This is a genomic window from Streptomyces sp. NPDC058678, from assembly GCF_042714835.1.
GTDB lineage: Bacteria > Actinomycetota > Actinomycetes > Streptomycetales > Streptomycetaceae > Streptomyces.
In genome coordinates, this window is sequence record NZ_JBHXSG010000028.1 from 86,032 (window position 1) to 108,611 (window position 22,580).

The 22,580-nt window shown below is 72.5% G+C and carries 19 protein-coding genes; 14 read left to right on the forward strand and 5 right to left on the reverse strand.

Going from position 1 to position 22,580, the window contains the following annotated elements; all coding sequences use genetic code 11:
• Positions 1–58 precede the first annotated feature (58 nt).
• From ACFWWR_RS24780 to ACFWWR_RS24800, 5 genes are all read left to right on the forward strand, one after another.
• Complete coding sequence (locus tag ACFWWR_RS24780) at positions 59–2,098, forward strand: bifunctional aldolase/short-chain dehydrogenase (protein WP_383863156.1); 2,040 nt, start codon at positions 59–61, stop codon at positions 2,096–2,098.
• Positions 2,095–3,543 (forward strand): rhamnulokinase family protein, encoded by a 1,449-nt coding sequence (locus ACFWWR_RS24785; RefSeq protein WP_383863158.1) that lies wholly within the window; start codon positions 2,095–2,097, stop codon positions 3,541–3,543. The genes ACFWWR_RS24780 and ACFWWR_RS24785 overlap by 4 nt, the downstream gene beginning before the upstream one ends.
• Before the next feature lie 73 nt (positions 3,544–3,616).
• A complete protein-coding gene (locus ACFWWR_RS24790; protein WP_383863161.1) occupies positions 3,617–4,372 on the forward strand; it encodes a (Fe-S)-binding protein in 756 nt (251 codons plus the stop codon).
• A complete protein-coding gene (locus ACFWWR_RS24795; RefSeq protein ID WP_383863164.1) occupies positions 4,369–5,856 on the forward strand; it encodes a LutB/LldF family L-lactate oxidation iron-sulfur protein in 1,488 nt (495 codons plus the stop codon). Before ACFWWR_RS24790 ends, ACFWWR_RS24795 begins: the two co-directional genes overlap by 4 nt.
• On the forward strand, positions 5,853–6,497 hold the full coding sequence (locus tag ACFWWR_RS24800) for a lactate utilization protein C (RefSeq protein ID WP_383863167.1): 645 nt from the start codon (positions 5,853–5,855) through the stop codon (positions 6,495–6,497). Before ACFWWR_RS24795 ends, ACFWWR_RS24800 begins: the two co-directional genes overlap by 4 nt.
• A gap of 74 nt (positions 6,498–6,571) precedes the next feature.
• Here ACFWWR_RS24800 and ACFWWR_RS24805 read toward each other — a convergent pair whose 3' ends face one another.
• Positions 6,572–7,168, reverse strand: a complete 597-nt coding sequence (locus ACFWWR_RS24805; RefSeq protein WP_383863169.1) for a hypothetical protein — start codon at positions 7,166–7,168, stop codon at positions 6,572–6,574.
• Between the two features lie 73 nt (positions 7,169–7,241).
• Entirely contained in the window at positions 7,242–7,877 is a 636-nt protein-coding gene (locus tag ACFWWR_RS24810; RefSeq protein WP_384305348.1) for a hypothetical protein, read from the reverse strand.
• 141 nt (positions 7,878–8,018) lie between these two features.
• Here ACFWWR_RS24810 and ACFWWR_RS24815 point away from each other — a divergent pair, with 141 nt between their 5' ends.
• The 5 genes from ACFWWR_RS24815 to ACFWWR_RS24835 all read left to right on the forward strand — a co-directional run bounded on the left by ACFWWR_RS24815 (position 8,019) and on the right by ACFWWR_RS24835 (position 13,588).
• Entirely contained in the window at positions 8,019–8,804 is a 786-nt protein-coding gene (locus ACFWWR_RS24815; RefSeq protein ID WP_383863235.1) for an ABC transporter ATP-binding protein, read from the forward strand.
• 3 nt (positions 8,805–8,807) lie between these two features.
• The gene (locus ACFWWR_RS24820; protein ID WP_383863174.1) at positions 8,808–10,118 is read left to right on the forward strand and encodes an FtsX-like permease family protein; all 1,311 of its coding nucleotides are present in this window, start codon (positions 8,808–8,810) and stop codon (positions 10,116–10,118) included.
• Between the two features lie 157 nt (positions 10,119–10,275).
• A complete protein-coding gene (locus tag ACFWWR_RS24825; protein WP_383863177.1) occupies positions 10,276–11,133 on the forward strand; it encodes an AAA family ATPase in 858 nt (285 codons plus the stop codon).
• Positions 11,130–12,491: a VWA domain-containing protein gene (locus tag ACFWWR_RS24830; RefSeq protein ID WP_384305351.1), complete on the forward strand. Its 1,362-nt coding sequence runs from the start codon at positions 11,130–11,132 to the stop codon at positions 12,489–12,491. The genes ACFWWR_RS24825 and ACFWWR_RS24830 overlap by 4 nt, the downstream gene beginning before the upstream one ends.
• A gap of 122 nt (positions 12,492–12,613) precedes the next feature.
• Positions 12,614–13,588: an NAD(P)-dependent alcohol dehydrogenase gene (locus ACFWWR_RS24835; protein ID WP_383863183.1), complete on the forward strand. Its 975-nt coding sequence runs from the start codon at positions 12,614–12,616 to the stop codon at positions 13,586–13,588.
• A 21-nt stretch (positions 13,589–13,609) separates the two neighbouring features.
• Here ACFWWR_RS24835 and ACFWWR_RS24840 read toward each other — a convergent pair whose 3' ends face one another.
• The 3 genes from ACFWWR_RS24840 to ACFWWR_RS24850 form a co-directional block, all read right to left on the reverse strand.
• Complete coding sequence (locus ACFWWR_RS24840; RefSeq protein ID WP_383863186.1) at positions 13,610–13,969, reverse strand: cupin domain-containing protein; 360 nt, start codon at positions 13,967–13,969, stop codon at positions 13,610–13,612.
• A gap of 186 nt (positions 13,970–14,155) precedes the next feature.
• Complete coding sequence (locus ACFWWR_RS24845; RefSeq protein ID WP_384305353.1) at positions 14,156–15,133, reverse strand: pyridoxal-phosphate dependent enzyme; 978 nt, start codon at positions 15,131–15,133, stop codon at positions 14,156–14,158.
• On the reverse strand, positions 15,130–15,831 hold the full coding sequence (locus ACFWWR_RS24850) for a transcriptional regulator (protein ID WP_383863192.1): 702 nt from the start codon (positions 15,829–15,831) through the stop codon (positions 15,130–15,132). The genes ACFWWR_RS24845 and ACFWWR_RS24850 overlap by 4 nt, the downstream gene beginning before the upstream one ends.
• A 247-nt stretch (positions 15,832–16,078) precedes the next feature.
• On the opposite strand from ACFWWR_RS24850, the gene ACFWWR_RS24855 reads away from it, so the two are divergent.
• The 4 genes from ACFWWR_RS24855 (at position 16,079) to ACFWWR_RS24870 (ending at position 22,580) form a co-directional block, all read left to right on the forward strand.
• Entirely contained in the window at positions 16,079–17,197 is a 1,119-nt protein-coding gene (locus ACFWWR_RS24855) for an MFS transporter (RefSeq protein ID WP_384305382.1), read from the forward strand.
• 56 nt (positions 17,198–17,253) lie between these two features.
• The gene (locus tag ACFWWR_RS24860; protein WP_384305356.1) at positions 17,254–19,014 is read left to right on the forward strand and encodes a beta-galactosidase family protein; all 1,761 of its coding nucleotides are present in this window, start codon (positions 17,254–17,256) and stop codon (positions 19,012–19,014) included.
• Positions 19,014–21,401, forward strand: coding sequence for a beta-galactosidase (locus ACFWWR_RS24865; protein ID WP_384305359.1), 2,388 nt, complete (start codon positions 19,014–19,016; stop codon positions 21,399–21,401). Before ACFWWR_RS24860 ends, ACFWWR_RS24865 begins: the two co-directional genes overlap by 1 nt.
• A 114-nt stretch (positions 21,402–21,515) precedes the next feature.
• Positions 21,516–22,580: a LacI family DNA-binding transcriptional regulator gene (locus tag ACFWWR_RS24870; RefSeq protein ID WP_383863201.1), complete on the forward strand. Its 1,065-nt coding sequence runs from the start codon at positions 21,516–21,518 to the stop codon at positions 22,578–22,580.

Below are 22,580 nucleotides of genomic sequence, written 5' to 3' on the forward strand. Positions count from 1 at the left end.
GTTCCCCGCGCCCCTGGGGAAACGTACTCACCCTCTTTCATGTAAGGACTGAAAGTTCATGGCTCCGCACCCCGAAGCTGACGCTCTCCTCGCCCGGTCTCACCGACTCGGCGCCGATCCCCGTAACACCAACTACGCCGGCGGCAACACGTCCGCCAAGGGCACCGACACCGATCCCGTGACCGGCGGGGATGTCGAGCTGATGTGGGTGAAGGGGTCCGGTGGTGACCTCGGCACGCTGACCGAGGGCGGGCTGGCCGTGCTGCGGCTGGACCGGCTGCGCGCGCTCACCGGCGTCTACCCGGGCGTCGAGCGCGAGGACGAGATGGTCGCCGCGTTCGACTACTGCCTGCACGGCAAGGGGGGCGCCGCTCCCTCCATCGACACCGCCATGCACGGGCTCGTCGAGGCCGCGCACGTGGACCATCTGCACCCGGACTCCGGGATCGCGCTGGCCTGTGCGGCGGACGGGGAGAAGCTGACGGCCGAGTGTTTCGGCGACACCGTGGTGTGGGTGCCGTGGCGGCGGCCCGGTTTCCAGCTCGGGCTGGACATCGCGGCCGTGAAGGAGGCCAACCCGCAGGCGATCGGCTGCGTCCTCGGCGGGCACGGGATCACGGCCTGGGGCGACACGTCCGAGGAGTGCGAGCGCAACTCGCTGCACATCATCCGGACCGCCGAGACGTTCCTCGCCGAGCGTGGCAGGCCCGAGCCGTTCGGCCCGGCGCTCGACGGGTACGGGGCGCTGCCCGAGGACGAGCGGCGGGAGCGGGCCGCGGTGCTGGCGCCGTACGTCCGTGCCGTCGCCTCCCAGGACAGGCCGCAGGTCGGACACTTCACCGACGCCGACGTCGTCCTCGACTTCCTCGCCGCGGCCGAGCACCCGCGGCTCGCCGCGCTCGGCACCTCCTGCCCCGACCACTTCCTGCGGACCAAGGTCCGGCCGCTGGTCCTGGACCTGCCGCCGACGGCTCCCCTCGACGAGGCGATCGCCCGGCTCAAGGAGCTGCACGCCGAGTACCGCGAGGAGTACGCCGCCTACTACCAGCGGCACGCCGAGTCCGACTCCCCCGCCATGCGCGGCGCCGACCCGGCGATCGTGCTGGTCCCGGGCGTGGGCATGTTCTCCTTCGGCAAGGACAAGCAGACCGCGCGGGTGGCCGGCGAGTTCTACGTGAACGCGATCAACGTGATGCGCGGGGCCGAGGCGGTCTCGACGTACGCGCCGATCGAGGAGTCGGAGAAGTTCCGCATCGAGTACTGGGCGCTGGAGGAGGCCAAGCTCCAGCGGATGCCGAAGCCGAAGCCGCTCGCGACGCGCATCGCGCTCGTGACGGGGGCCGGCAGCGGGATCGGGAAGGCGATCGCCGAGCGGCTGGTCGCCGAGGGCGCGTGTGTGGTGATCGCGGACCTCGACGCCGAGAACGCCCGGGCCGTCGCCGAGGAGCTGGGCGGGGCCGACAAGGCCGTCGCCGTGACGGTGGACGTGACGTCCGAGGAGCAGATCGCCGCGGCCTTCAAGGCGGCGGCGCTGGCGTTCGGCGGGGTGGACCTGGTGGTCAACAACGCCGGGATCTCCATCTCCAAGCCGCTGCTGGAGACCTCGGCGAAGGACTGGGACCTCCAGCACGACATCATGGCCCGCGGCTCCTTCCTCGTCTCGCGCGAGGCGGCCCGGGTGATGATCGCGCAGGAGCTGGGCGGCGACATCGTCTACATCGCCTCGAAGAACGCCGTGTTCGCCGGACCCAACAACATCGCCTACTCCGCGACCAAGGCCGACCAGGCCCACCAGGTGCGGCTGCTGGCCGCCGAACTGGGCGAGCACGGCATCCGCGTGAACGGGGTCAACCCGGACGGGGTGGTGCGCGGCTCGGGCATCTTCGCGGGTGGCTGGGGTGCGAAGCGGGCGGCCGTGTACGGCGTGCCGGAGGAGAAGCTGGGCGAGTTCTACGCCCAGCGGACCATCCTCAAGCGCGAGGTGCTGCCCGACCACGTGGCGAACGCGGTCTTCGCACTGACCGGCGGGGAGCTGACGCACACCACCGGGCTGCACGTCCCGGTCGACGCCGGCGTCGCGGCCGCCTTCCTGCGATGAGCGCGAACGAGAAGTCGTACGCCGCGGTCGACCTGGGCGCGTCCAGCGGGCGCGTGATGGTCGGCCGCGTCGGCCCCGACAGCCTGGAGCTGACCGAGGCGCACCGCTTCCCCAACCGGCCGGTCCGGGTTCCCGAAGGGCTGCGCTGGGACATCCTCGGGCTGTACCGGGGTGTCCTCGACGGGCTGCGGGCGGCCGGCCGGGTCGACTCCGTCGGCATCGACAGCTGGGCCGTGGACTACGGCCTCCTCGACGCCGACGGGGCGCTGCTCGGCAACCCCGTGCACTACCGGGACGCGCGGACCGAGGGCGTCGCGGAGAAGGTGTGGGCGACCGTGCCCGCCGAGGAGCTGTACGCGGCGACCGGCTTGCAGTACGCGCCCTTCAACACTCTCTACCAGTTGACCGCGGCCCGCTCCTCCGACCAACTGGCTCATGCCAGACGGCTGTTGCTCATCCCCGACCTGCTCACCTACTGGCTGACCGGCGAGCAGGGCATGGAGCTGACCAACGCGTCGACCACCCAGCTGATCGATCCCCGCACGCGCGAGTGGTCGTACGACCTCGCCTCCCGGCTCGGCATCGACCTCGGCCTGTTCGCGCCGCTGCGGCAGCCCGGGGACGCGGCGGGCGTCCTGCGGCCGGAGGTGCTGGAGGAGGTCGGGCTGAGCGGGCCGGTGCCGGTGACGGCGGTCGGGTCGCACGACACCGCTTCCGCGGTGGCGGCCGTACCGGCCGGGGGCGAGCGGTTCGCCTACATCTGCACCGGCACCTGGTCCCTGGCGGGCCTGGAGCTGGACGCGCCGGTGCTGACGGAGGAGAGCCGCGCCGCGAACTTCACCAACGAGCTGGGGCTCGACGGCACGGTCCGCTATCTGCGCAACATCATGGGGCTGTGGCTGCTCCAGGAGTGCGTTCGGGCCTGGGGCGAGCCCGATCTGGGAGCGCTGCTGCTCGACGCGGCCAAGGTTCCGGCACTGCGGTCGGTGGTGGACGCGGGTGACGCGGCGTTCCTGGCGCCGGGCCGGATGCCGGAGCGGATCGCCGAGGCGTGCCGGGTCTCGGGGCAGCCGGTGCCCGGGTCCCCCGCCGAGATCACGCGTTGCATCCTCGACTCCCTCGCCCTGGCCCATCGCCGGGCCGTCGAGGACGCGCAGCGGCTGGCCGGCCATCCGGTCGACGTCGTGTACGTCGTCGGCGGCGGCACCCGCAACGCCCTGCTGTGCCAGCTGACCGCCGACGCCTGCGGGCTGCCGGTGGTGGCCGGCCCGACGGAGGCCGCGGCCCTCGGGAACGTCCTGGTGCAGGCGCGGGCCCACGGGCTCGTCGGCGACCTGGCGGGCATGCGCGGGCTGCTCGTCCGTACCCAGCCGCTGACGCGGTACGAACCACGGGGCGACACCGCACGGTGGCGTGAGGCGCAGGCCCGGCTCGCCGTGGGGTGACGGGGACTCCCCCGGGCTGCGGGCCCGGACTACCCTTCACTCATCCGATGACCGACCACCACAAGGAGCCGCGATGCGTGTCGCCCTGTTCCTGACCTGTGTCAACGACACGCTCTATCCGGACACCGGGCGCGCCGTGGTGAAACTGCTGACCAGGCTGGGCGTCGAGGTGGACTTCCCGATGGCGCAGACCTGCTGCGGGCAGGCGCACTACAACACCGGGTACCGGCATGAGGCGGAACCGCTGGCTCGGCATTTCTCCGATGTCTTCCGGGACTACGAGGCGATCGTGACGCCTTCCGGGTCCTGCGGGGCGATGGTGCGGGAGCTGTACCCGCGGATGGGTGAGCGGGCCCGGGCCGAGGGGCGCGGGGACACCCTCGCCGCCGCCCTGGCGCCGGTGGTCCCGAAGACGTACGAGCTCACCGAGTTCCTGGTGGACGTGCTGGGGGTGACGGACGTCGGGGCGTACTACCCGCACACGGTGACCTACCACCCGACCTGTCACGGACTGCGCGGTCTGGGGCTCGGCGAGCGTCCCCAGCGGCTGCTGCAGGCCGTGAAAGGGCTGGACCTGGTCGAGTTGCCGGGCGCCGACGAGTGCTGCGGCTTCGGCGGCACCTTCGCGCTGAAGAACGCCGACGTCTCGGCGGCCATGGGTGCCGACAAGGTGCGCAACGCCGAGTCGACGGGCGCCGAGGTGCTGTGCGCGGCCGACAACTCCTGTCTGATGCACATCGGCGGGACCATGACCCGGCTCCGCACGGGCATGCGGCCGGTGCACATCGCGGAGATCCTGGCGAGCACGGAGGAGGAACCGGCGGCATGAGCGGCACGTTCGTAGGGATGCCGGCCTTCCCCGAGGCCGCGCACGAGGCGGTGCGGAACAAGACCCTTCGGGGCAATCTGCGCCACGCCACGCACACCATCCGCACCAAGCGGGCCAACGCCGTGGCGGAGGTGTCCGACTGGGCCGAACTGCGGGAGGCCGGCAAGCAGATCAAGGACCACACCCTGCGTCACCTCGACCGGTACCTCGTGCAGGTGGAGGAGTCGGTCACGGCGGCGGGCGGCGTCGTCCACTGGGCGGCCGACGCCGACGAGGCCAACCGGATCGTCGCCGGCCTCGTCAAGGAGACGGGCGAGTCGGAGGTCGTCAAGGTCAAGTCGATGGCGACGCAGGAGATCGGACTCAACGAGGCGCTCGAAGCCGAGGGCATCCACGCCTACGAGACCGATCTCGCCGAGCTGATCGTGCAGTTGGGCAAGGACCGGCCCTCGCACATCCTCGTCCCGGCCATCCATCGCAACCGGGGCGAGATCCGGGACATCTTCGCGCGCGAGATGGGCGAGTGGGGCCGCCCGGCCCCCGAGGGCCTCACCGACACGCCGGCCGAGCTCGCCGACGCGGCCCGGCTGCATCTGCGGGAGAAGTTCCTGCGCGCCAAGGTCGGGATCTCCGGCGCCAACTTCATCGTCGCCGAGACGGGCACGCTGGTGGTCGTGGAGTCCGAGGGCAACGGACGGATGTGCCTGACCCTGCCCGAGACCCTCATCTCGGTCGTCGGCATCGAGAAGATCGTGCCGGCCTGGCGGGACCTGGAGGTCTTCCTCCAGACCCTCCCCCGCTCCTCGACGGCCGAACGCATGAACCCGTACACCTCCATGTGGACCGGCACCACCGACGAGGACGGCCCCCGGACCTTCCACCTGGTCCTCCTCGACAACGGCCGCACCGACACCCTCGCCGACGAGGTCGGCCGCCAGGCCCTGCGCTGCATCCGCTGCTCGGCGTGCCTGAACGTCTGCCCGGTGTACGAGCGGGCCGGCGGGCACGCGTACGGCTCGGTCTACCCGGGGCCGATCGGTGCCATCCTCAGCCCCCAACTCCGGGGCACGGGGAGCGAGATCGACGCCTCCCTGCCGTACGCCTCGTCGCTGTGCGGGGCCTGCTACGAGGTGTGCCCGGTGGCCATCGACATCCCCGAGGTGCTGGTGCATCTGCGGGAGCGGGTCGTCGAGGGCGGCCCGGTGACGCGGGACGGCAACAAGGTGGTCCTCAAACCCGCGAAGGGGCATGCCGCCGAGCGGGCGGCGATGCGCGCGGCACGCTGGGCGTTCGGACGTCCGGGGGCACTGCGCGCCGGCCAGCGGCTCGCCTCTCGGACCCGTCGCTTCCATCCGCGGACCCTGCCGGGCCCCGGCAGCGCGTGGAGCGGGACACGGGATCTGCCACCGGTGCCGGCGGAGCCGTTCCGCGACTGGTGGCAGCGGACGCAGGGTGGGAACGGCGACAAGGGGGCCGCGAAATGAGCAGCAGGGAGCGGATCCTGGGCCGGGTGCGGCGCGCGCTGGCGGACGTCCCTCAGGACGACACACCGTACGAGCAGGCCTTCTCCCGGGACTATGTGCGCGAGCACGGCGCCCGGAGTGTCGAGCAGACGGTGGAGTTGCTGGCCGAGAACCTGGCCGACTACCGGGCGATCGTGCACCGCTGCACCGCAGCCGACCTGACGGCGACACTCGCCGGGATGCTGGCCGCGCGGGGCTCGAAGACCGTGCTGGTACCGGCGGGCCTGGACGCGGAGTGGCTGTCCGCGTCCGAGGCCGAGCAGGTCCCCGACCGGGCGGAGAGCACCCCGCACGAACTCGACCGGGTCGACAGCGTGGTGACCGCGTGCGCGGTGGCCGTCGCCGAGACCGGCACGATCGTCCTGGACGGCAGCCCCGACCAGGGCCGCCGCCGCGTCACGCTCGTCCCCGACCACCACGTCTGTGTCGTACGGGTCCCCGATCAGGTCGTGTCGTCAGTACCGCAGGCCCTCGACCGGCTCGACCCCACCCGCCCGCTGACGTGGATCTCCGGGCCGTCGGCCACCAGTGACATCGAACTCGACCGTGTGGAGGGGGTGCACGGGCCGCGCACCCTGGAGGTGGTGCTGGTGACGGCCTGAGCCGCCTTCGTCAGGACGGCTGCCCGCCGGTGAGCGGCGGGCAGCGTCGGTGTGAGGACACCGGTCCCTCGCGCTCAGTGCCCGTAGGCGGGCTCCACGCAGCCGCCCTCCATGTACGGCCCGTGGGCCTCGATCGTGTTCTTTTGGGTCGGCACCAAGGTTCCCGTGACGCACACTCCGTCGAGGCCGATGACGAACTGGACGCCGTGGACCGCCTCCTGGACCTGCTCGACCTGGTAGCCGTAGCCGAGGCGGGACAGCGCGGCGTCGACCTCCGCCTTGTCCACGGGGACGCTCCTCAGGTTCTCGGTGAGCCGCCCGACGTGCACCTCGCCCCGGCAGACAGCCAGGCCCTTGAGGGGAAGGGTGCGCCGGTAGGCGTTGTTGTCGGCGTAGTTCGGCGGCCGGTCCTCGACGACCTCCGTCGAGGGCGAGGCGGAGGTCGCCCCGGCCGAGGGCGACGGCCGCGATGTCGTGGTGCCGCACGCCGAGTCCTCCACCTTCCGCAGCTCGGCGCTGAGGTGGCGCGGCCCGGGCGAGTCCGAGGACGCTGTCACCGAGGGACTCGTGGAGGCCGTGGACTCCGCTCCGGCGCGGACGTTGCCGCAGCCCGCCAGGATGAGGACGGCCATGCTCGCGACCGAGGTGCGGCCCACCGTGCTTCTTCGCATCCGCCGAGTCGATCAACACGAGCCGAGGGGCGCTGTGGTGGAAGCCACACCTCCGGTCACAGGCGCGTCACAGCTACCGCAGGAGCATCGTGGGGAGCGTCTGCTCCAGGATGCTCCGCCGGGGCAGGGTGAGGCCGAAGTGCCGCTCGACGACCTCCAGCGAGGTCCGGTGGACGACGCGCCGCTCCAGCTCGTGGCCGGGCAGTCCGGCGGCGGTCAGGCGATCCTGCACGGCGGACGCCACCTCGGGGTCCCCCTGGACGCCGTCGTATCCCCAGGACCCGTCCAGGTGCAGGTTGAACGCGCACATCAGGCGCTCGTCGTAGAGGTGCGCGAACGTCGGCGGCACCGGCTTTCCGTTCTCCTCCTCGAACTCCAGCAGGAAGATTTCGGCACCGCCGCGTGAGACCGGGGGCGTGGCACCGAACTCGGCCTGCCAGCCGCCGTACTTGACCACGTACGCCCATTCGCCGATCTCCCCGTGTCGCAGGGCGATGCCGTTGTGGACGTCGTCGAAGAGGCCTTCCAGCACGTCCTGCACCTGTCGGCCGGTGAGTTCTCCGATGGACCGCTTCTCCCGGCGCCGGTGCACGGTGTCGGCGACGCGCGAGGCGAGGGTCTCCGAGGCGAGGTCGCGGGCGATCACGATGCCGTATCCGCCCCAGGCTATGGACCGGGGCTCGGCGAGCCAGGCTATTCCGTCAGTCATGACGATCACCTTGGCGCATCGGGCCGTTGGGTGTCACTGGATACACCCTCGGATACGGGTTCTGCGCCCCATGTGCTCCGACGGCTCTCTCCGTAGCTTCTTGAGCGAGGCACACGGCGTGCCGGACGGAGAGTGATGACGATGTTTCGGGCAGGCTCGCGACGCACGCACGACACGACACCCGCCGCCGAAGCACTGCGGCTGGTCAAGGTCAGCAAGACGTACGGGAGCGACGACAGCGCCGTGACCGCCCTTGACGGGGTCTCCCTGACGCTCGGCCGCGGCACCTTCACCGCGGTGATGGGGCCGTCGGGCTCCGGCAAGTCGACGCTGCTGCAGTGCGCGGCCGGTCTCGACGTGCCGGACAGCGGCATCGTGCGGGTGGACGGCACGGAGCTGACCGGGGAGAGCGAGGCCGAGCTGACGAGGTTCCGGCGCGGCCGGATCGGGTTCGTGTTCCAGCAGTACAACCTGCTGGACACCTTGACCGTCGCCCAGAACACGGTGCTGCCGCTCAGGCTCGCCGGGCGGCGCGTGGACCGCGAGCGGGCCCGCGAGGTGCTGACGTCCGTCGGTCTGGGCGACCGCCTCGGCCACCGCCCCGACCAGTTGTCCGGCGGGCAGCGGCAGCGAGTGGCGATCGCCCGCGCACTGGTCACCGAGCCCCGGGTGATCTTCGCGGACGAGCCGACGGGAGCCCTGGACACGCGCAGCGCGCGGGACGTGCTGCGGCTGCTCCGGCAGGCGGTGCGGGTGCACGGGCGGACCGTGGTGATGGTGACGCACGACCCGGTCGCCGCCGCCTACGCCGACTCCGTGCTCTTCCTCGCCGACGGCCGGCTGGCCGGGCGGATGGACGCCCCCACGGCCGACGCCGTCGCCGAGCGGCTGGCGCACCTGGGCGACGACATGATGGCGGGGGTGTGAGCGATGTTCATGCTGGCGATGCGGTCGATCAAGCAGCGGCCCGGGCGGTTCCTCGCGACACTGCTGTCCGCCTTCCTGGGCGCGGCGATCATCATGACGTTCCACTCGATGCACGACACGGCCGCGCAGGACGGCGTCGACGCGGTGAGTTCGGAGACCCTGACCACCGCCGCGAGCGTGGTCGGCGGCTACGGCACCCTCCTGGTTTTCTTCGCCGTCGCCTCGACCCTCACGGTCAACGTCCGCCAGCGGGCGGCCGAGTTGCAGCTGCTGCGCTGCTCGGGGGCGACTCCGGGGCAGATCAAGCGGATGGTGGTCGGTGAGGCGGTGGCCGTGGCCCTGGTGGGCGCGGCACTGGCGACCGGGCCGGCCGTGCTCGGCGGGCGGGCGCTGCTGGCGGTGTTCCAGGACAGCGGTCAGGTCTCGCGGTCCGTCGACCACTCCTTCGGTTCCCTCGCGTTGCTGTCCGGGGTCGGCGTCACGCTGGTCGCGGCGGCGGGCGCCGCGTTCCTCGCCGTACGGCGGGCGACGCGCGGGCACCACCGGCGGGGCCGTGGGCGGACGTTCCTCGCGTACGCCGCGCTGCTCGCCGGGGCCGCGGCGGTGTGCTCCACCTTCGCGATGTCGGCGACGGACGCGGCGCTGATGGCGGCGCCCGCGTACGGGGCGATCCTGCTGTCCGTGGGCTTCGCGCTGCTGTCGCCACGGCTGCTGAAGGGCGTGCTGGACCGGCTGCCGCCGACCGGCGCGAGCGGCTGGCTGGCGGTGCGCAACCTGCGCCGCCGGGCCGACCACCTGGCCGGCATCCTGATGTCGCTCATCCTGTTCACGGCGGTCGCCACGGCCACGCTGTACATGCAGGCGGTGGAGAGCGACGCGGTCGAGGCCTCGGGCCTGACCAAGTCGGTCGACGCGAAGAACCTGGAGACGCTGAACTTCACGGTCGTCGGCATCATCGTGGTGTTCGTCTGCGTGATGCTGGTCAACTCCCTGTACGCGGCGACCACTTACCGCGGACGGGAGTTCGGGCAGCAGCGCCTGGCAGGAGCGACTCCGGGGCAGGTGCTGGGCACGGTGGGCACGGAGGGGCTGATCCTGACGGTCACCGGTCTGTTCCTCGGCACGGTGGCCGCGCTCGCCGGGATCATTCCGTTCACCGTCGTGCGCGCGGACTCGGTGCTGCCGGGCCAGGGCCTCGGCATCTGGCTCGCGGTCCTCGCGGTCGCGGCGGCGGCCACCCTGGGGACGAGTCTGGCGACGGCCCGGCGGGTGCTGCGCACTCCGGCGGTGGGGGCGGTCGCGGTGGCGGCGTAGGGCGCTCGCGGTGGCCGCGTGAGGCGTTCGACGGCGGGCGGCCGCTTCGACGGCCGCCCGCTGCTTTCGGATCACCGGTTTCCTGGTGACACGAGCGCTGAACAAGCGCTTAGATAGGTAACCGTCCAGGTAAACGCCGCCGAGCTGGAGGCCCCCGTTGTTCACTTCCGTCGACGACGTCTCCGCGCGTCTCGCCGACACCGGCTACCTCGCCTCGCCGGCCGTCGCCACGACCGTCTTCCTCGCCGACCGTCTCGGCAAGCCGCTGCTCGTGGAGGGCCCGGCCGGGGTCGGCAAGACGGAACTCGCGAAGGCCGTGGCCCAGGTCGCGGGGGCACGGCTGGTGCGGTTGCAGTGCTACGAGGGCGTCGACGAGTCCCGCGCGCTGTACGAGTGGAACCACGCCAAGCAGCTGCTGCGCATCAGCGCGGGCCGGGACGAGACGTGGGACGAGGCGCGTACGGACATCTTCAGTGAGGAGTTCCTGCTGGCCCGTCCGCTGCTGACCGCGATCCGCGGCGACGAGCCGAAGGTGCTGCTGATCGACGAGACCGACAAGGCGGACGTCGAGGTCGAGGGCCTGCTCCTGGAGGTGCTCAGCGACTTCCAGGTCACCGTGCCCGAACTGGGCACGATCACCGCGACCCGCCGCCCCTTCGTCGTCCTCACGTCGAACGCCAGCCGTGAGCTGTCCGAGGCGCTGCGCCGCCGCTGCCTGTTCCTGCACATCGGGTTCCCCGAAGAGGAGTTGGAGCGGCGGATCGTACGGCTGAAGGTGCCCGGTCTGGACGAGGCGCTGGCCGAGTCGGTGGTCCGGGTCGTCGGCGCGCTCAGGGCCATGGACCTGCGGAAGGTGCCGTCGGTCGCCGAGACCGTCGACTGGGCGCACACACTCCTCGCGCTGGGCGCGGACACGCTCGACGAGACCCTCGTACGCGACACCCTGGGCGTACTGCTCAAGCACCAGGACGACGTCCTGAAGGCCGGTGCCAAGCTGGACCTGGGAGCTCTGTGAGCACGCCGGCCGGAGTCGCGGACCGGCTGACGTCCCTGGTCGGGGCGTTGCGCGCGCACGGCATCCGCGTCGGCACCGGGGAAACCGTGGACGCGGCGCAGGCGGTGGCGGCCCTCGGGCTCGCGGACCGTGAGCTGCTGCGGGAGGGGCTGGCCGCGACGCTGCTGCACGGCACGTCCCAACGGCCGGTGTTCGACCCGGTCTTCGACCTGTACTTTCCGCGGGGCGTGGGGGCGTCGCAGACGCAGGCCGCGGACCGGGACGACCTGCGCGACCGGCTCGCGGCCGCGCTGGCCGCGAACGACCGGGCGATGATGGGCCGGTTGGCGGCCGAGGCGGTCGACGGCTTCGGCGGATACGGTTCCTCACCCGCGTCGGACGGCTGGTCGTCGTACCAGGCGCTGGACCGGCTGCGTCCGCAGACGCTGCTGGCCCGTGTGCGGGACGACGTGCGGGCGCAGGGCGGCGGCGGTCCGGGGTTCACGGACCGGCTGCTGGAGGACGAGATCCGGCGGCGCATCGAGGCGTTCCGCGCCCTGGTGGGCGCGGAGGCCCGGCGGCGGGTCGCCGAGCGGCGGGGCCGGGACGAGATCGCACGGCGGGCGGTGGCGCCGACCGCCGACCGGGTCGACTTCCTGTTCGCCGGGAAGGACCGGCTGGCCGAGCTGCGCAGGACGGTGCAGCCGCTGGCCCGCAAGCTCGCCACCCGGCTCGCCGCGCGTCGGCGGCGTGCCGCGCGCGGCAGCATCGACCTGCGGCGCACCCTGCGCGGGTCGCTGTCGACGGGCGGGGTGCCGATGCGGCCCGTGCTGCGCAGGCGGCGCCCCGCCCGGCCCGAACTGGTACTGCTGTGCGATGTGTCGGGCTCGGTGTCCGGGTTCTCGGACTTCACGATGCTGCTGGTGCAGGCGTTGCACGACCAGTTCAGCAAGGTGCGGGTGTTCGCCTTCGTCAACCGGATCGACGAGGTGACCCGGCTGCTCGTGCACGGCGCCGCCGACCCGGAAGGGCTCGGCGCCCGGATCCGCGCGGAGGCGACCCTCACGGGCTGGCACGGCAGCAGCGACTACGGCGTCGCGCTGGGCGAGTTCGCGGAGCGGTACGGCGACGCGGTCGGCCCGCGCACCACCGTGTTCGTCCTCGGTGACGCCCGTACGAACATGAGCGACCCGAACCTGCCCGCGGTACGGCAGATCACCGGACGGGCCCGCCGTGTCTACTGGTTGAACCCGGAGGCACGCCCCCAGTGGGGCACGGGCGACTCCGCCGCCCCCGACTACGCCGAGGTCGTCGAGATGCACGAGTGCCGCAACGCCCGTCAGCTCAGCGCCCTGGTGGGGCGTCTGCTGCCGGTCTGACGCACGGGGCCGGCCGCGGTCGACCCCCGGTGAGCAGGAGGTCATCCCGGAGACGTAGGGCTTGTCCCGGATGTCCGTCCCGCCTTCACGCCCTTACGCTCCGCAGGAACGAGGGGGAATCCATGAAGGCAGTGGTTCAGGACAGGTACGGCTCGGCGGACACCCTGGAAGTCAGGGAGGTCGACCCGCCCGTGCCCGCCGCCGGAGAGGTGCTGGTGCGGGTGCACGCGGCGGCCCTCAACGCCTACGACTGGCATCTCATGCGCGGCGATCCGAAGATCGCCCGGCTGGCGTTCGGGCTGCGCGCGCCGAGGGCGAGAATCCGGGGCCGGGACTTCGCGGGGCGGGTGGAGGCCGTGGGTGCCGGGGTCGAGGGACTGCGCCCCGGCGACGAGGTGTACGGCGAGGCCGACGGCGCCTTCGCGGAGTTCGTGTGCGCCGCCGAGGACGCGGTGGGCCCGAAACCGGCCGGCCTCGGTTTCGAGCAGGCGGCGGCGATCCCGCTGGCCGCGAACACCGCCCTCATCGGCCTGCGCGACCTGGCCGGGGTCGGGGCGGGCCGCACGGTACTGGTGAACGGGGCGTCGGGCGGGGTCGGCACGTTCGCGGTGCAGCTCGCCAAGGCGTACGGCGCGGAGGTGACCGGCGTGTGCAGCACGCGCAACGTCGATCTCGTCCGGTCGCTCGGCGCGGACCACGTCATCGACTACACGCGGGAGGACTTCACCCGCGGCGGACGTCAGTACGAGGTCGTCCTCGACCTGGTGGGCAACCACTCCCTCGGCGCGCTCCGACGCGTGCTGACCCCCGCCGGGACACTCGTCCTGTCCGGCGGGGGCGTGTTCGAGGGCGGCAGCCTGGTCGGTCCGATGGGGCTCCTCATCAGGCGGCACCTGGTGTCGCCGTTCGTCCGTCAACGCCTGCTCGAACTCCCCGCCAGGCCGAGCAGGGCGAACCTCGCGACCCTGCGGGAGCTCGTCGACTCCGGGAAGATCGCCCCGGTGATCGACCGCACGTATCCGCTGAGCGAAGTGCCCGAGGCGATGCGATATCTGGAGGTCGAGCACGCGCGCGCCAAGGTGGTCGTCACCGTGTGAGGCGCGCGCCCCCGACCGGTGTCAGTCGGCCTTGGCGTACTTCTGCGCCATGCCTCCGGCGAAGTCGTACAACACGACCTGTTCGTCGCCCACGACCCAGGCGTCGTGTCCGGGCGGGCACACGAAGGTGTCGTGGGGGCCCACTTCGACCTCGCCGCCGTCGTCCATGCGGATGCGCATGCGCCCCTGCACTACATAGCCGTTGTGGTGGATCTGGCAGCTGTCCGTGCCCGCGATCGGGGCCACGGACTCGGACCAACGCCAGCCTGGTTCGAAGGTGGCCACGGCGAAGTCGAGCCCACTCATGTGGACGGCTTCGAGGTGGCCCCGGGGGAAATCTCGGCGCTCGTCCGGCTTGTCGAGCGTCTTCACCTCGATCATGACGGCTCTCCCTTCCGGCCGGGCTCTGCACGGCCGGGGCCGGTCCCCGTCTCCCGCCCATCGCGAGCGGCACCGGCGGGGGTCGTGCCCCACCACTCCATCGTCCGCCCGTCCACCCGGGAACGCCATTCGGGTGAGGGCGGCGCCGACCCGGCCCCACCGGATGCGGCACCGGGGCCCACCCCCTCAGGCTGTGCCCCCGCACAGCTCGGCGAACCGCTCCGCGTCGACGTTCCCCCCGGAGATGATCACCCCGACCCGGCGTGGCAGCCGGCCCGCCCGGCCGGAGAGCAGGGCGGCCAGCGGGGTCGCGCCGCTCGGCTCGACGACGGTCTTCAGGCGCTCGAACGCGAACCGCATCGCCCCCCGGATCTCGTCGTCGGACACCAGGGCGATCGCGTCGACGAGCAGCCGGTTGATGGAGAAGGTCAGTTCACCGGGGATGTGCAGGGCCTGCCCGTCGGCGATGGTGTGCGGCACGGGGATCTCGATGCGCCGGTCCGCCGCCAGGGACCGCTTGGTGTCGTCCCCGGCCTCCGGCTCGACGCCGATCATCCGCAGGTTCGCGTACTGCCCCTTGGCCGCCGTGGCACTCCCGGCGATCAGTCCGCCGCCGCCGACCGGGGTCATCAGCGCGTCCAGCTCCCCGACCTCTTCGAGGAGTTCGAGAGCCGCCGTGCCCTGCCCGGCGATGACATGCGGGTGTTCGTAGGGCGGGATGACGGTGAGGCCGCGTTCGGCCGCCAGGGCCTCGGCGATGGCGACGCGATCGCCGGTGTAGCGGTCGTACGTCACGATCTCGGCGCCGTAACCGGCGGTGGCGGCCCGCTTCGAGGCCGGGGCGTCGTGCGGCATGACGATCACCGCGGTGGTGCCGAGCTCGCGGGCGGCGAGGGCGACGGCCTGGGCATGGTTCCCGGAGGAGTAGGTGGCGATGCCCCGGGCGAGCTGCTCCGGGCTCAGCCGCGAGGCCGCGTTGTAGGCACCTCGGAACTTGAAGGCGCCGACGCGCTGGAGGTTCTCGCATTTGAGGAAGACCTCGGCGCCGACGAGGGAGTCCAGGGTGCGGGAGCGCAGCACGGGCGTGCGGTGCGCGACGCCCTCGAGCCGGGCGGCCGCGTCCCGGACGTCGTCAAGGGTGACCGGCGGGGTGGTGGTCGTCACGCGTGTCCTCCAGTGGGGTCGGTGGCCTCGGGCGTCGCGTCCGTCGCGGCCCGGGCCTGGGAGAGGTAGCTGTACGCGGAGGCGCGGGAGATGCCGAGCCGGGCGGCCACCTGCTCGACCGAGCGGCGCACCGCGAACACCCCGCGCTCGTCGAGGCCGCGGAACAGCTCCAGGCGTGCCGCCCGGTCGAGGCCCGCCCATGCCCGGTCCTGTTTCAGGTGGTGGTCGTCGAGAACGACCTCGACGACGGAGTCGATGTCGTTGCCGAAGGTGGTGACGGGGAGTTCGGCGGCCGGCCGGGCCGCGCCGGCCAGTGCCCCGAGCAGGGTGTGAGCCCCGGCGAGCGCGGTGACGTCGAGGTTCACGCACACCGCGCCGAACACGGCGCCCGTGGAGTCACGCAGCACCATCGTGGACGACTTGACGGTCTGTCCGGTTCTGGTCCGGGTGACGTAGTTCAGCTCGTCGGCCGCCTCCTCGCCCCGGGCGACGATCCGCATGCCGATCTCACTCATCGCGCCGCCCACCGCGCGCCCCGTCACCGAGCCGGCGATGGCGACGACCGACTCCTCCGGCCGCCGGTAGTCGTGCAGCACCACCTCGCACACCGGACCGAACGTCGCCGCGATCCCCTCGATCACCGGAACCAGCGCGCCGATGACCGCGTCCCGCTCCGCCTCCACACCTGCCTCGCCCACCGGCACACCCTTCCTTCCGCCACCAGGGATCCTAGACTACACGTCCAGCACTTGGACCAAAAGTCCAATCGACCCCTTCGGAGCCATCTCTGTCCGAGATCTTGACGGGCGTGATGTTACCGGTAACATCACATCGGTCGGAGCGAACGAGAGGTGTGCTGTGCCGGGGGAAGAACGCGTTGTCGACAGCAGCACGAGGCCACCCACCCACGTACGACCGGACACGCCGGTCTTCAGCCCCGCCGCCGTGGTCGCCTCGTGCGTGGGCTTCGTCCTCATCGGCGCGCTCCAGGCGCTGTACGGACCGGCCATTCCGGCGTTCCGCGAGGAGTTCGGGCTGTCCCCTTCTGCCGCGGGGCTGGGACTGAGCGCCCACTTCGTCGGCGGGGTGGCCGGTGTGCTGCTGTTCGACCGGCTCTACGGGCGGCTCGGCAACCGGCAGATCCTCGGCGCCTCGTACCTGCTCATGGCGGTCGGCGCGGCGGGCTTCGCGCTGGCGCCGAACTGGCCGGCCGCACTGGCCGCGGCGCTGCTGGCGGGGCTCGGCTTCGGCGGTATCGACTACGGCCTCAACCAGCTGTTCGCGGTCGGATTCGGTCGCCGTTCGACCGCGATGCTGAACATCCTCAACGCGCACTTCGGGATCGGCGCGATCCTCGGACCGGCACTGGTCGGCATGATCGGCTCCGCGCACTACCCGGCGATCTTCCTCGGTTTCGCGCTCGCCAACCTGCCGTTGCTGCTGTGCCTGACAGGCGTACGCGACCGGGCGCCCGGGCCGGCCGACAGCGCCGGGGCCGACGACGGACGGGCCCTCGGCCGCAGTCTGAGCTCGGTGCTCGGCGTGTTCGTCGCGCTCTACGTGCTGCACGTGGGCATCGAGGCGGGCGTGGGCGGCTGGGAGCCGACCCACCTGGAGACCGTGGGATACGGCGCCGGAGTAGCCGCGACCGCGACCTCCGTGTACTGGCTGATGATGACCGTCGGCCGGTTCCTGGTCGCCCCGATCGCGCTGCGCTTCTCCGCCCAGGCCATCATCACCGTCTCCTGCGCGGGCATGACGGTCTGTCTGCTGCTGGCGTCGGTCCCGGCGCTCGCGCCGTACGCCTACGCCGGTGTCGGTCTGTTCATCGCCCCGATCTTCCCCACCGGCCTGCCCTGGCTGCACCGGGCGGCCCCCCAGGCTCGGCGGGCCGGCGCCCTGGTCATCGCCGCGTCCATGGCCGGCGGGGTCGCGGCGGGGCCGGCGCTCGGCAAGGCGATCGAGGCGTCCAGCGTCCGGGCGGTACCGCTCCTGCTGGGCGGTGTCTCGGCGCTGTGCCTGGCCGCCACGCTCTGGCTCGTCCGCAGCACCCGACCCCAGTGAACCCGGCACCGGCGCTGCCGCGTTCGAACCGAAGCGAACCGAAGGGAAGCACCCGCATGCCTGCTCTGACGACCTCGTCCGACGGTTTCCTCCTGCACGGCGAACCGTTCCGGATCATCTCCGGGGCGCTGCACTACTTCCGCGTCCATCCCGACCAGTGGACCGACCGGCTGCGCAAGGCACGCCTGATGGGCCTCAACACCGTCGAGACGTACCTGCCGTGGAACCTCCACGAACCCGCGCCCGGCACCCTCGTCCTCGACGGCCTGCTCGACCTGCCCCGATTCCTGCGGCTCGCGCAGGCGGAGGGCCTGCACGTGCTGCTGCGCCCCGGGCCGTACATCTGCGCCGAGTGGGACGACGGCGGGCTGCCCGCATGGCTGATCTCGGACCCCGACATCCGGCTGCGCACCAGCGACCCCCGCTTCACCGACGCCTTCGACCGCTACCTCGACCAGCTGCTGCCTCCGCTGCTGCCGCACCTCGCCACGAACGGCGGCCCGGTGATCGCCGTACAGGTGGAGAACGAGTACGGGGCGTACGGCGACGACACCGCGTACCTCAAGCACGTCGAACAGGCCCTGCGTTCCCGGGGCGTCGACGAGCTGCTGTTCACCTGCGACCAGGCCAACGCCGAGCACCTGACCACCGGGAGTCTGCCCGGCCTGCTCGCCACGTCGACCTTCGGCAGCCGGGTCGAGGAGAGTCTGGCCGTGTTGCGCACCCACCAGCCCGAGGGCCCCCTGATGTGCGCCGAGTTCTGGATCGGCTGGTTCGACCACTGGGGCGGACCGCACCACACCCGGTCGGCGGCCGACGCGGCGGCCGACCTGGACCGGCTGCTGTCCGCCGGCGCCTCGGTGAACATCTACATGTTCCACGGCGGTACCAACTTCGGCTTCACCAACGGCGCCAACCACAAGCACGCCTACGAGCCCACCGTCACGTCGTACGACTACGACGCCCCGCTCACCGAGAGCGGCGACCCGGGCCCCAAGTACCACGCCTTCCGCGAGGTCATCGCCCGCCACGCGGCGGTCCCCGACGAGCCGGCCCCGGCGCCTGGCCGCAAACTCCCGCCCACCGCCGTGCGGTTGGAGCACCGGGCGCCGCTGCTGCCGTTCCTGCGGACGCTGGAGGCCGCCGCGCGCACCGAGGACCCGGTGACGATGGACGAACTCGGGGTGCAGAGCGGCTACGTGCTCTACCGGACCACCCTTCCCGCCTCCGGCGACGGCCTGTTGCACTTCGCGGGCGGTGTCGGCGACCGTGCGCAGGTCTTCGTGGACGGAGCCTCCGTCGGCGTACTGGAGCGCGAACGCCACGACGAGACGCTGCCCGTCAGGGTGCCGGCGCCCGGTGCCGTCCTCGAGGTGCTCGTGGAGAACCAGGGCGGGGTCAACTACGGGCCGCGCATCGGCGCGCCCAAGGGGCTGCTCGGACCGGTGTCCTTCCAGGGCGCGGCCCTGCGCGGCTGGGAGTGCCGGCCCGTGCCGCTGGGGGACCTGGGCGCGGTGCCGTTCGTGCCGTCCGACGCCGCCACGGACGCCGTACCCGCCTTCCACCGGGGGACGTTCGAGGTGGCCACCCCGGCCGACACGTTCCTCGCCCTGCCCGGCTGGACCAAGGGCCAGGCCTGGGTCAACGGCTTCCACCTCGGCCGCTACTGGAACCGCGGCCCCCAGCACACCCTGTACGTCCCCGGCCCGGTCCTGCGCCCGGGCGCCAACGAACTCGTCCTGCTGGAGCTGCACGCCACCACCGGCACCCGCGCCCAGCTCACCGACACCGCCGACCTCGGACCGGAGAACGACTGATGCCCCACCCGCACCGCCTGCGCATCCCCTCCCCCGCAGGCCCACCGCTGGTCGGCCACGTGCCCTTCACCGACGCCCCGGGCGTGCCCGACCCGATCGCGGTCAACAGCCGTTGGCTCACCCGCGGCGGCCGCCCCTGGTTCCCGGTCTCCGGCGAGTTCCACTACTCGCGCTACCCCGCCGGGGAGTGGGAGGAGGAGCTGCTGAAGATGAAGGCGGGCGGAGTGACCGCCGTGGCCGCCTACATCATCTGGATCCACCACGAGGAGATCGAGGGCCGCGTCCGCTTCGACGGCGACCTCGACCTGCGCCGCTTCGCCGAGCTGTGCGCCCGCCACGGCCTGGACTTCATCCCCCGCATCGGCCCGTGGTCGCACGCGGAGGTCCGCAACGGCGGCCTGCCCGACTGGCTGGCGGCCCGCGACTGCACCCCGCGCACCGACGACCCCGCCTACCTGGAGCCCGTACGCGCCTGGTTCGCGGCGATCGCCGAGCAGCTGCGGGGCCTGGACCGGGCGCACGGCGGCCCGATCGTGGCGATCCAGATCGAGAACGAGCTCTACGACCAGCCCGGCCACCTCCTCACCCTGAAGCGCATGGCCCAAGAGGCCGGAATGAGCGCCCCGCTGTGGACGTCGACCGCCTGGGGCGGGGTCCAGCTCCCGCCCGACGAGCTCCTTCCGCTGTACGGCGGCTACACCGAGACCTTCTGGACCGAGGCGGACGGCGGCTGGCCCGACACCTGCCGCAAGCACTTCTTCTTCACCCATCAGCGGGACGACGAGGGCATCGGTGCCGATCTCAGGCCCACCACCGTGCGTGGCGGCGAGCCGGACGCCTTCGCGGACCGATTCCCCTGGGCCACCTGCGAGTTGGGCGGCGGCATGGCGGTGTCGTACCACCGCCGGCCACGCGTCGACGCCGACGACATCGGCGCGCTCGGCCTCACCAAGATCGGCTGCGGTTCGGTCTGGCAGGGCTTCTACATGTTCCACGGCGGCACCAACCCGGCGGGGGAGCTGACCACCCTGCAGGAGTCCCACGCCACCGGTTACCCCAACGACCTGCCCGTCCTGACGTACGACTTCCAGGCCCCGCTCGGCGAGTACGGCCAGTACCGGCCGACCTACCACGAACTGCGCCTGCAGCACCTGCTGCTGGCGGACTTCGGCGACCGGATCGCCCCCATGCGGTCCACGCTGCCCGAGCGACAGCCGGACGGACAGGGCGACCGGGGCACCCTGCGCTGGGCCGTGCGCGCGGACGGCACCTCGGGGTTCCTGTTCGTCAACAACCACCAGCCGCACGAGCCGCTGCCGGACCACCCGGACACCTCGTTCACGGTCGCGTTCCCCGACGGCTCGGGCGAGCTGACTTGGCCGAGCGTCCCGGTCACCGTCCCGCGCGGCGCCTACTTCTGCTGGCCGCTGCGGCTCGAGGTGGCGGGGCTCAGGCTGGAGTGGGCGACCGCCCAGCCGGTGTGCACGGTCGACGTGGAGGGTCGTACGGTCCTGGTGCTGGCCGCGACCGACGGCATCGCTCCCGAACTCGCCCTGGACGCGGCGACGGTGTCGTCGGTCGGCTCGCCGACCGGGGACATCACACCCGTCGGCGGCCGCCTGCTGGTGACCGGGCTGCGCCCCGGCACCGACGCGCTGGTCGAGGTGGAGACGGCGGACGGGGGCCGTGCGGGCCTGCTGGTCCTCGACGCGGCGACGGCCCGTACCGCCTACCGGGGTGAGGCGTGGGGTGCCGAGCGGCTGGTGCTGTGCGGGGACGGGGTCGTCTTCGACCGCGACGAGGTACGGCTGCACGGGTCGCGGGAGGCCGTCTCGTTCGCGGTGCTGCCCGCGCCGGAGCGGGCGCCGATGGTGGACGGGGTGACGGTGAGCCCCGAGGCGGACGGGGTGTTCACCCGTTACTCGAGCCAGTCCGGCGAACGCGGAGAAGTCACTCCCCAGGTCCAGGTCACCCTCCTGCGGCCCGCCGGTCCGGCGCCCGCGACCCCGACCGGTGTGCAGGGCCGGGCGAGCGCGCCCTCGGACAAGTGCTTCGACACCGTCGCCGCCGAGTACCGCGTCGACGTGCCGGACGACCTGCCGCCGGGGACCCTGCTGCGCCTGCACTGGACCGGTGACGTGGGGCGTGCCTACGTGGGAGACACGCTGGTCGCGGACCAGTTCTTCTCGGGGCGGGTCTGGGACATCGGCCTCGACCGGCTGCCCGCCGACGCCCTGCGTGCGGACGGCCTGCTGCTGAGGGTGCTGCCCCTGCACGCCGACGCCCCGGTGTACCTGCCGGAACATGCGGGCGGTGCCGGGGAGACGGCGGCCGTCGTACGCGCCGAGTGGGTCACCGCCCGCACCCGGACCGTCCGGGCACGCTGAACCACCGTGCGCCCCGGGGGCCCGAAGCACCCGGACCCTCGGGACACACCCGCCTATGCTGTGGTTCTGCCGGGCGGACCAGACCGCCGTATCGACGTCGAGGAAACTGCCACCATGACCCGAAGCGCCGCCGACGGGGCCGTTCCGAAGGGGCGCAGCAGACGGAACTTCGCGGGCTCGCGTCCCGTGATGGACGACGTGGCCCGGTTGGCCGGTGTGTCCAAGCAGACCGTCTCCCGGGTGCTGAACGACCACCCCTCCGTCCGCCCGGAGACCCGCGAGGGGGTCCTGGTGGCCATGCGCACGCTCGGCTACCGGCCCAGTCGCAGTGCCAGATCGCTGGCGAGCGGCCGGACCCGGATGCTCGGAGTCATCTCGTTCGACGCCGCCCGCTACGGGCCCGCCTCCATCCTCACCGCGATCAACACCGCGGCCCAGAAGGCCGGATATCTGGTCAGCTCCATCGCCCTCGACACGGCCGACCACGACACGGTCGTCGAGGCCGTGAACCGACTGTCCGCCGAGGGCGCGGACGGCGTGATCGCCATCGCCCCGCAGCTGTGGGTGGGCCGCGCCCTGGCCGACACCCACCTCGACACACCGCTGGTGGTGCTGGAGAACGGCCTCGACGACGCCACCGAACTGGTCACCGGAGACTCGCGGACCGGTGCTCGCAAGGCCACCGAGTACCTCCTCGGGCTCGGCCACGACACGGTGTGGCACATCGCCGGGCCGACCGGCTGGACCTCCGCCGACCACCGGCTCGACAGCTGGCGGTCGACCCTGAGGGCGGCCGGTGCCGAGGTCCCCGAGCCACTGGTCGGTGACTGGAGCGCCGACTCCGGGTACGAGCTGGGCCGGCGCCTCGCCGCGCGCCCAGAGGTCACGGCGGTGTTCGCCTCCAACGACCAGATGGCCCTCGGCGTCCTGCACGCCCTCCACGACGCCGGCCGCTCCGTGCCCGGCGAGGTCAGCGTCGTCGGCTACGACGACATCCCGGAGGCCGCGCATCTGCTGCCGCCGCTGACCACCGTGCGCACCGACTTCGCGGAGATCGGCACCCGCTCCCTGCGGCTCCTGCTCGACCGCATCGACGGCCCCGCCGAGCCCGCGCAGCCCGAGTCGCTCGTCCCGGTCGACCTCGTCGTCCGCCGCAGCAGCGGGCCGGCGCCGCGCTGA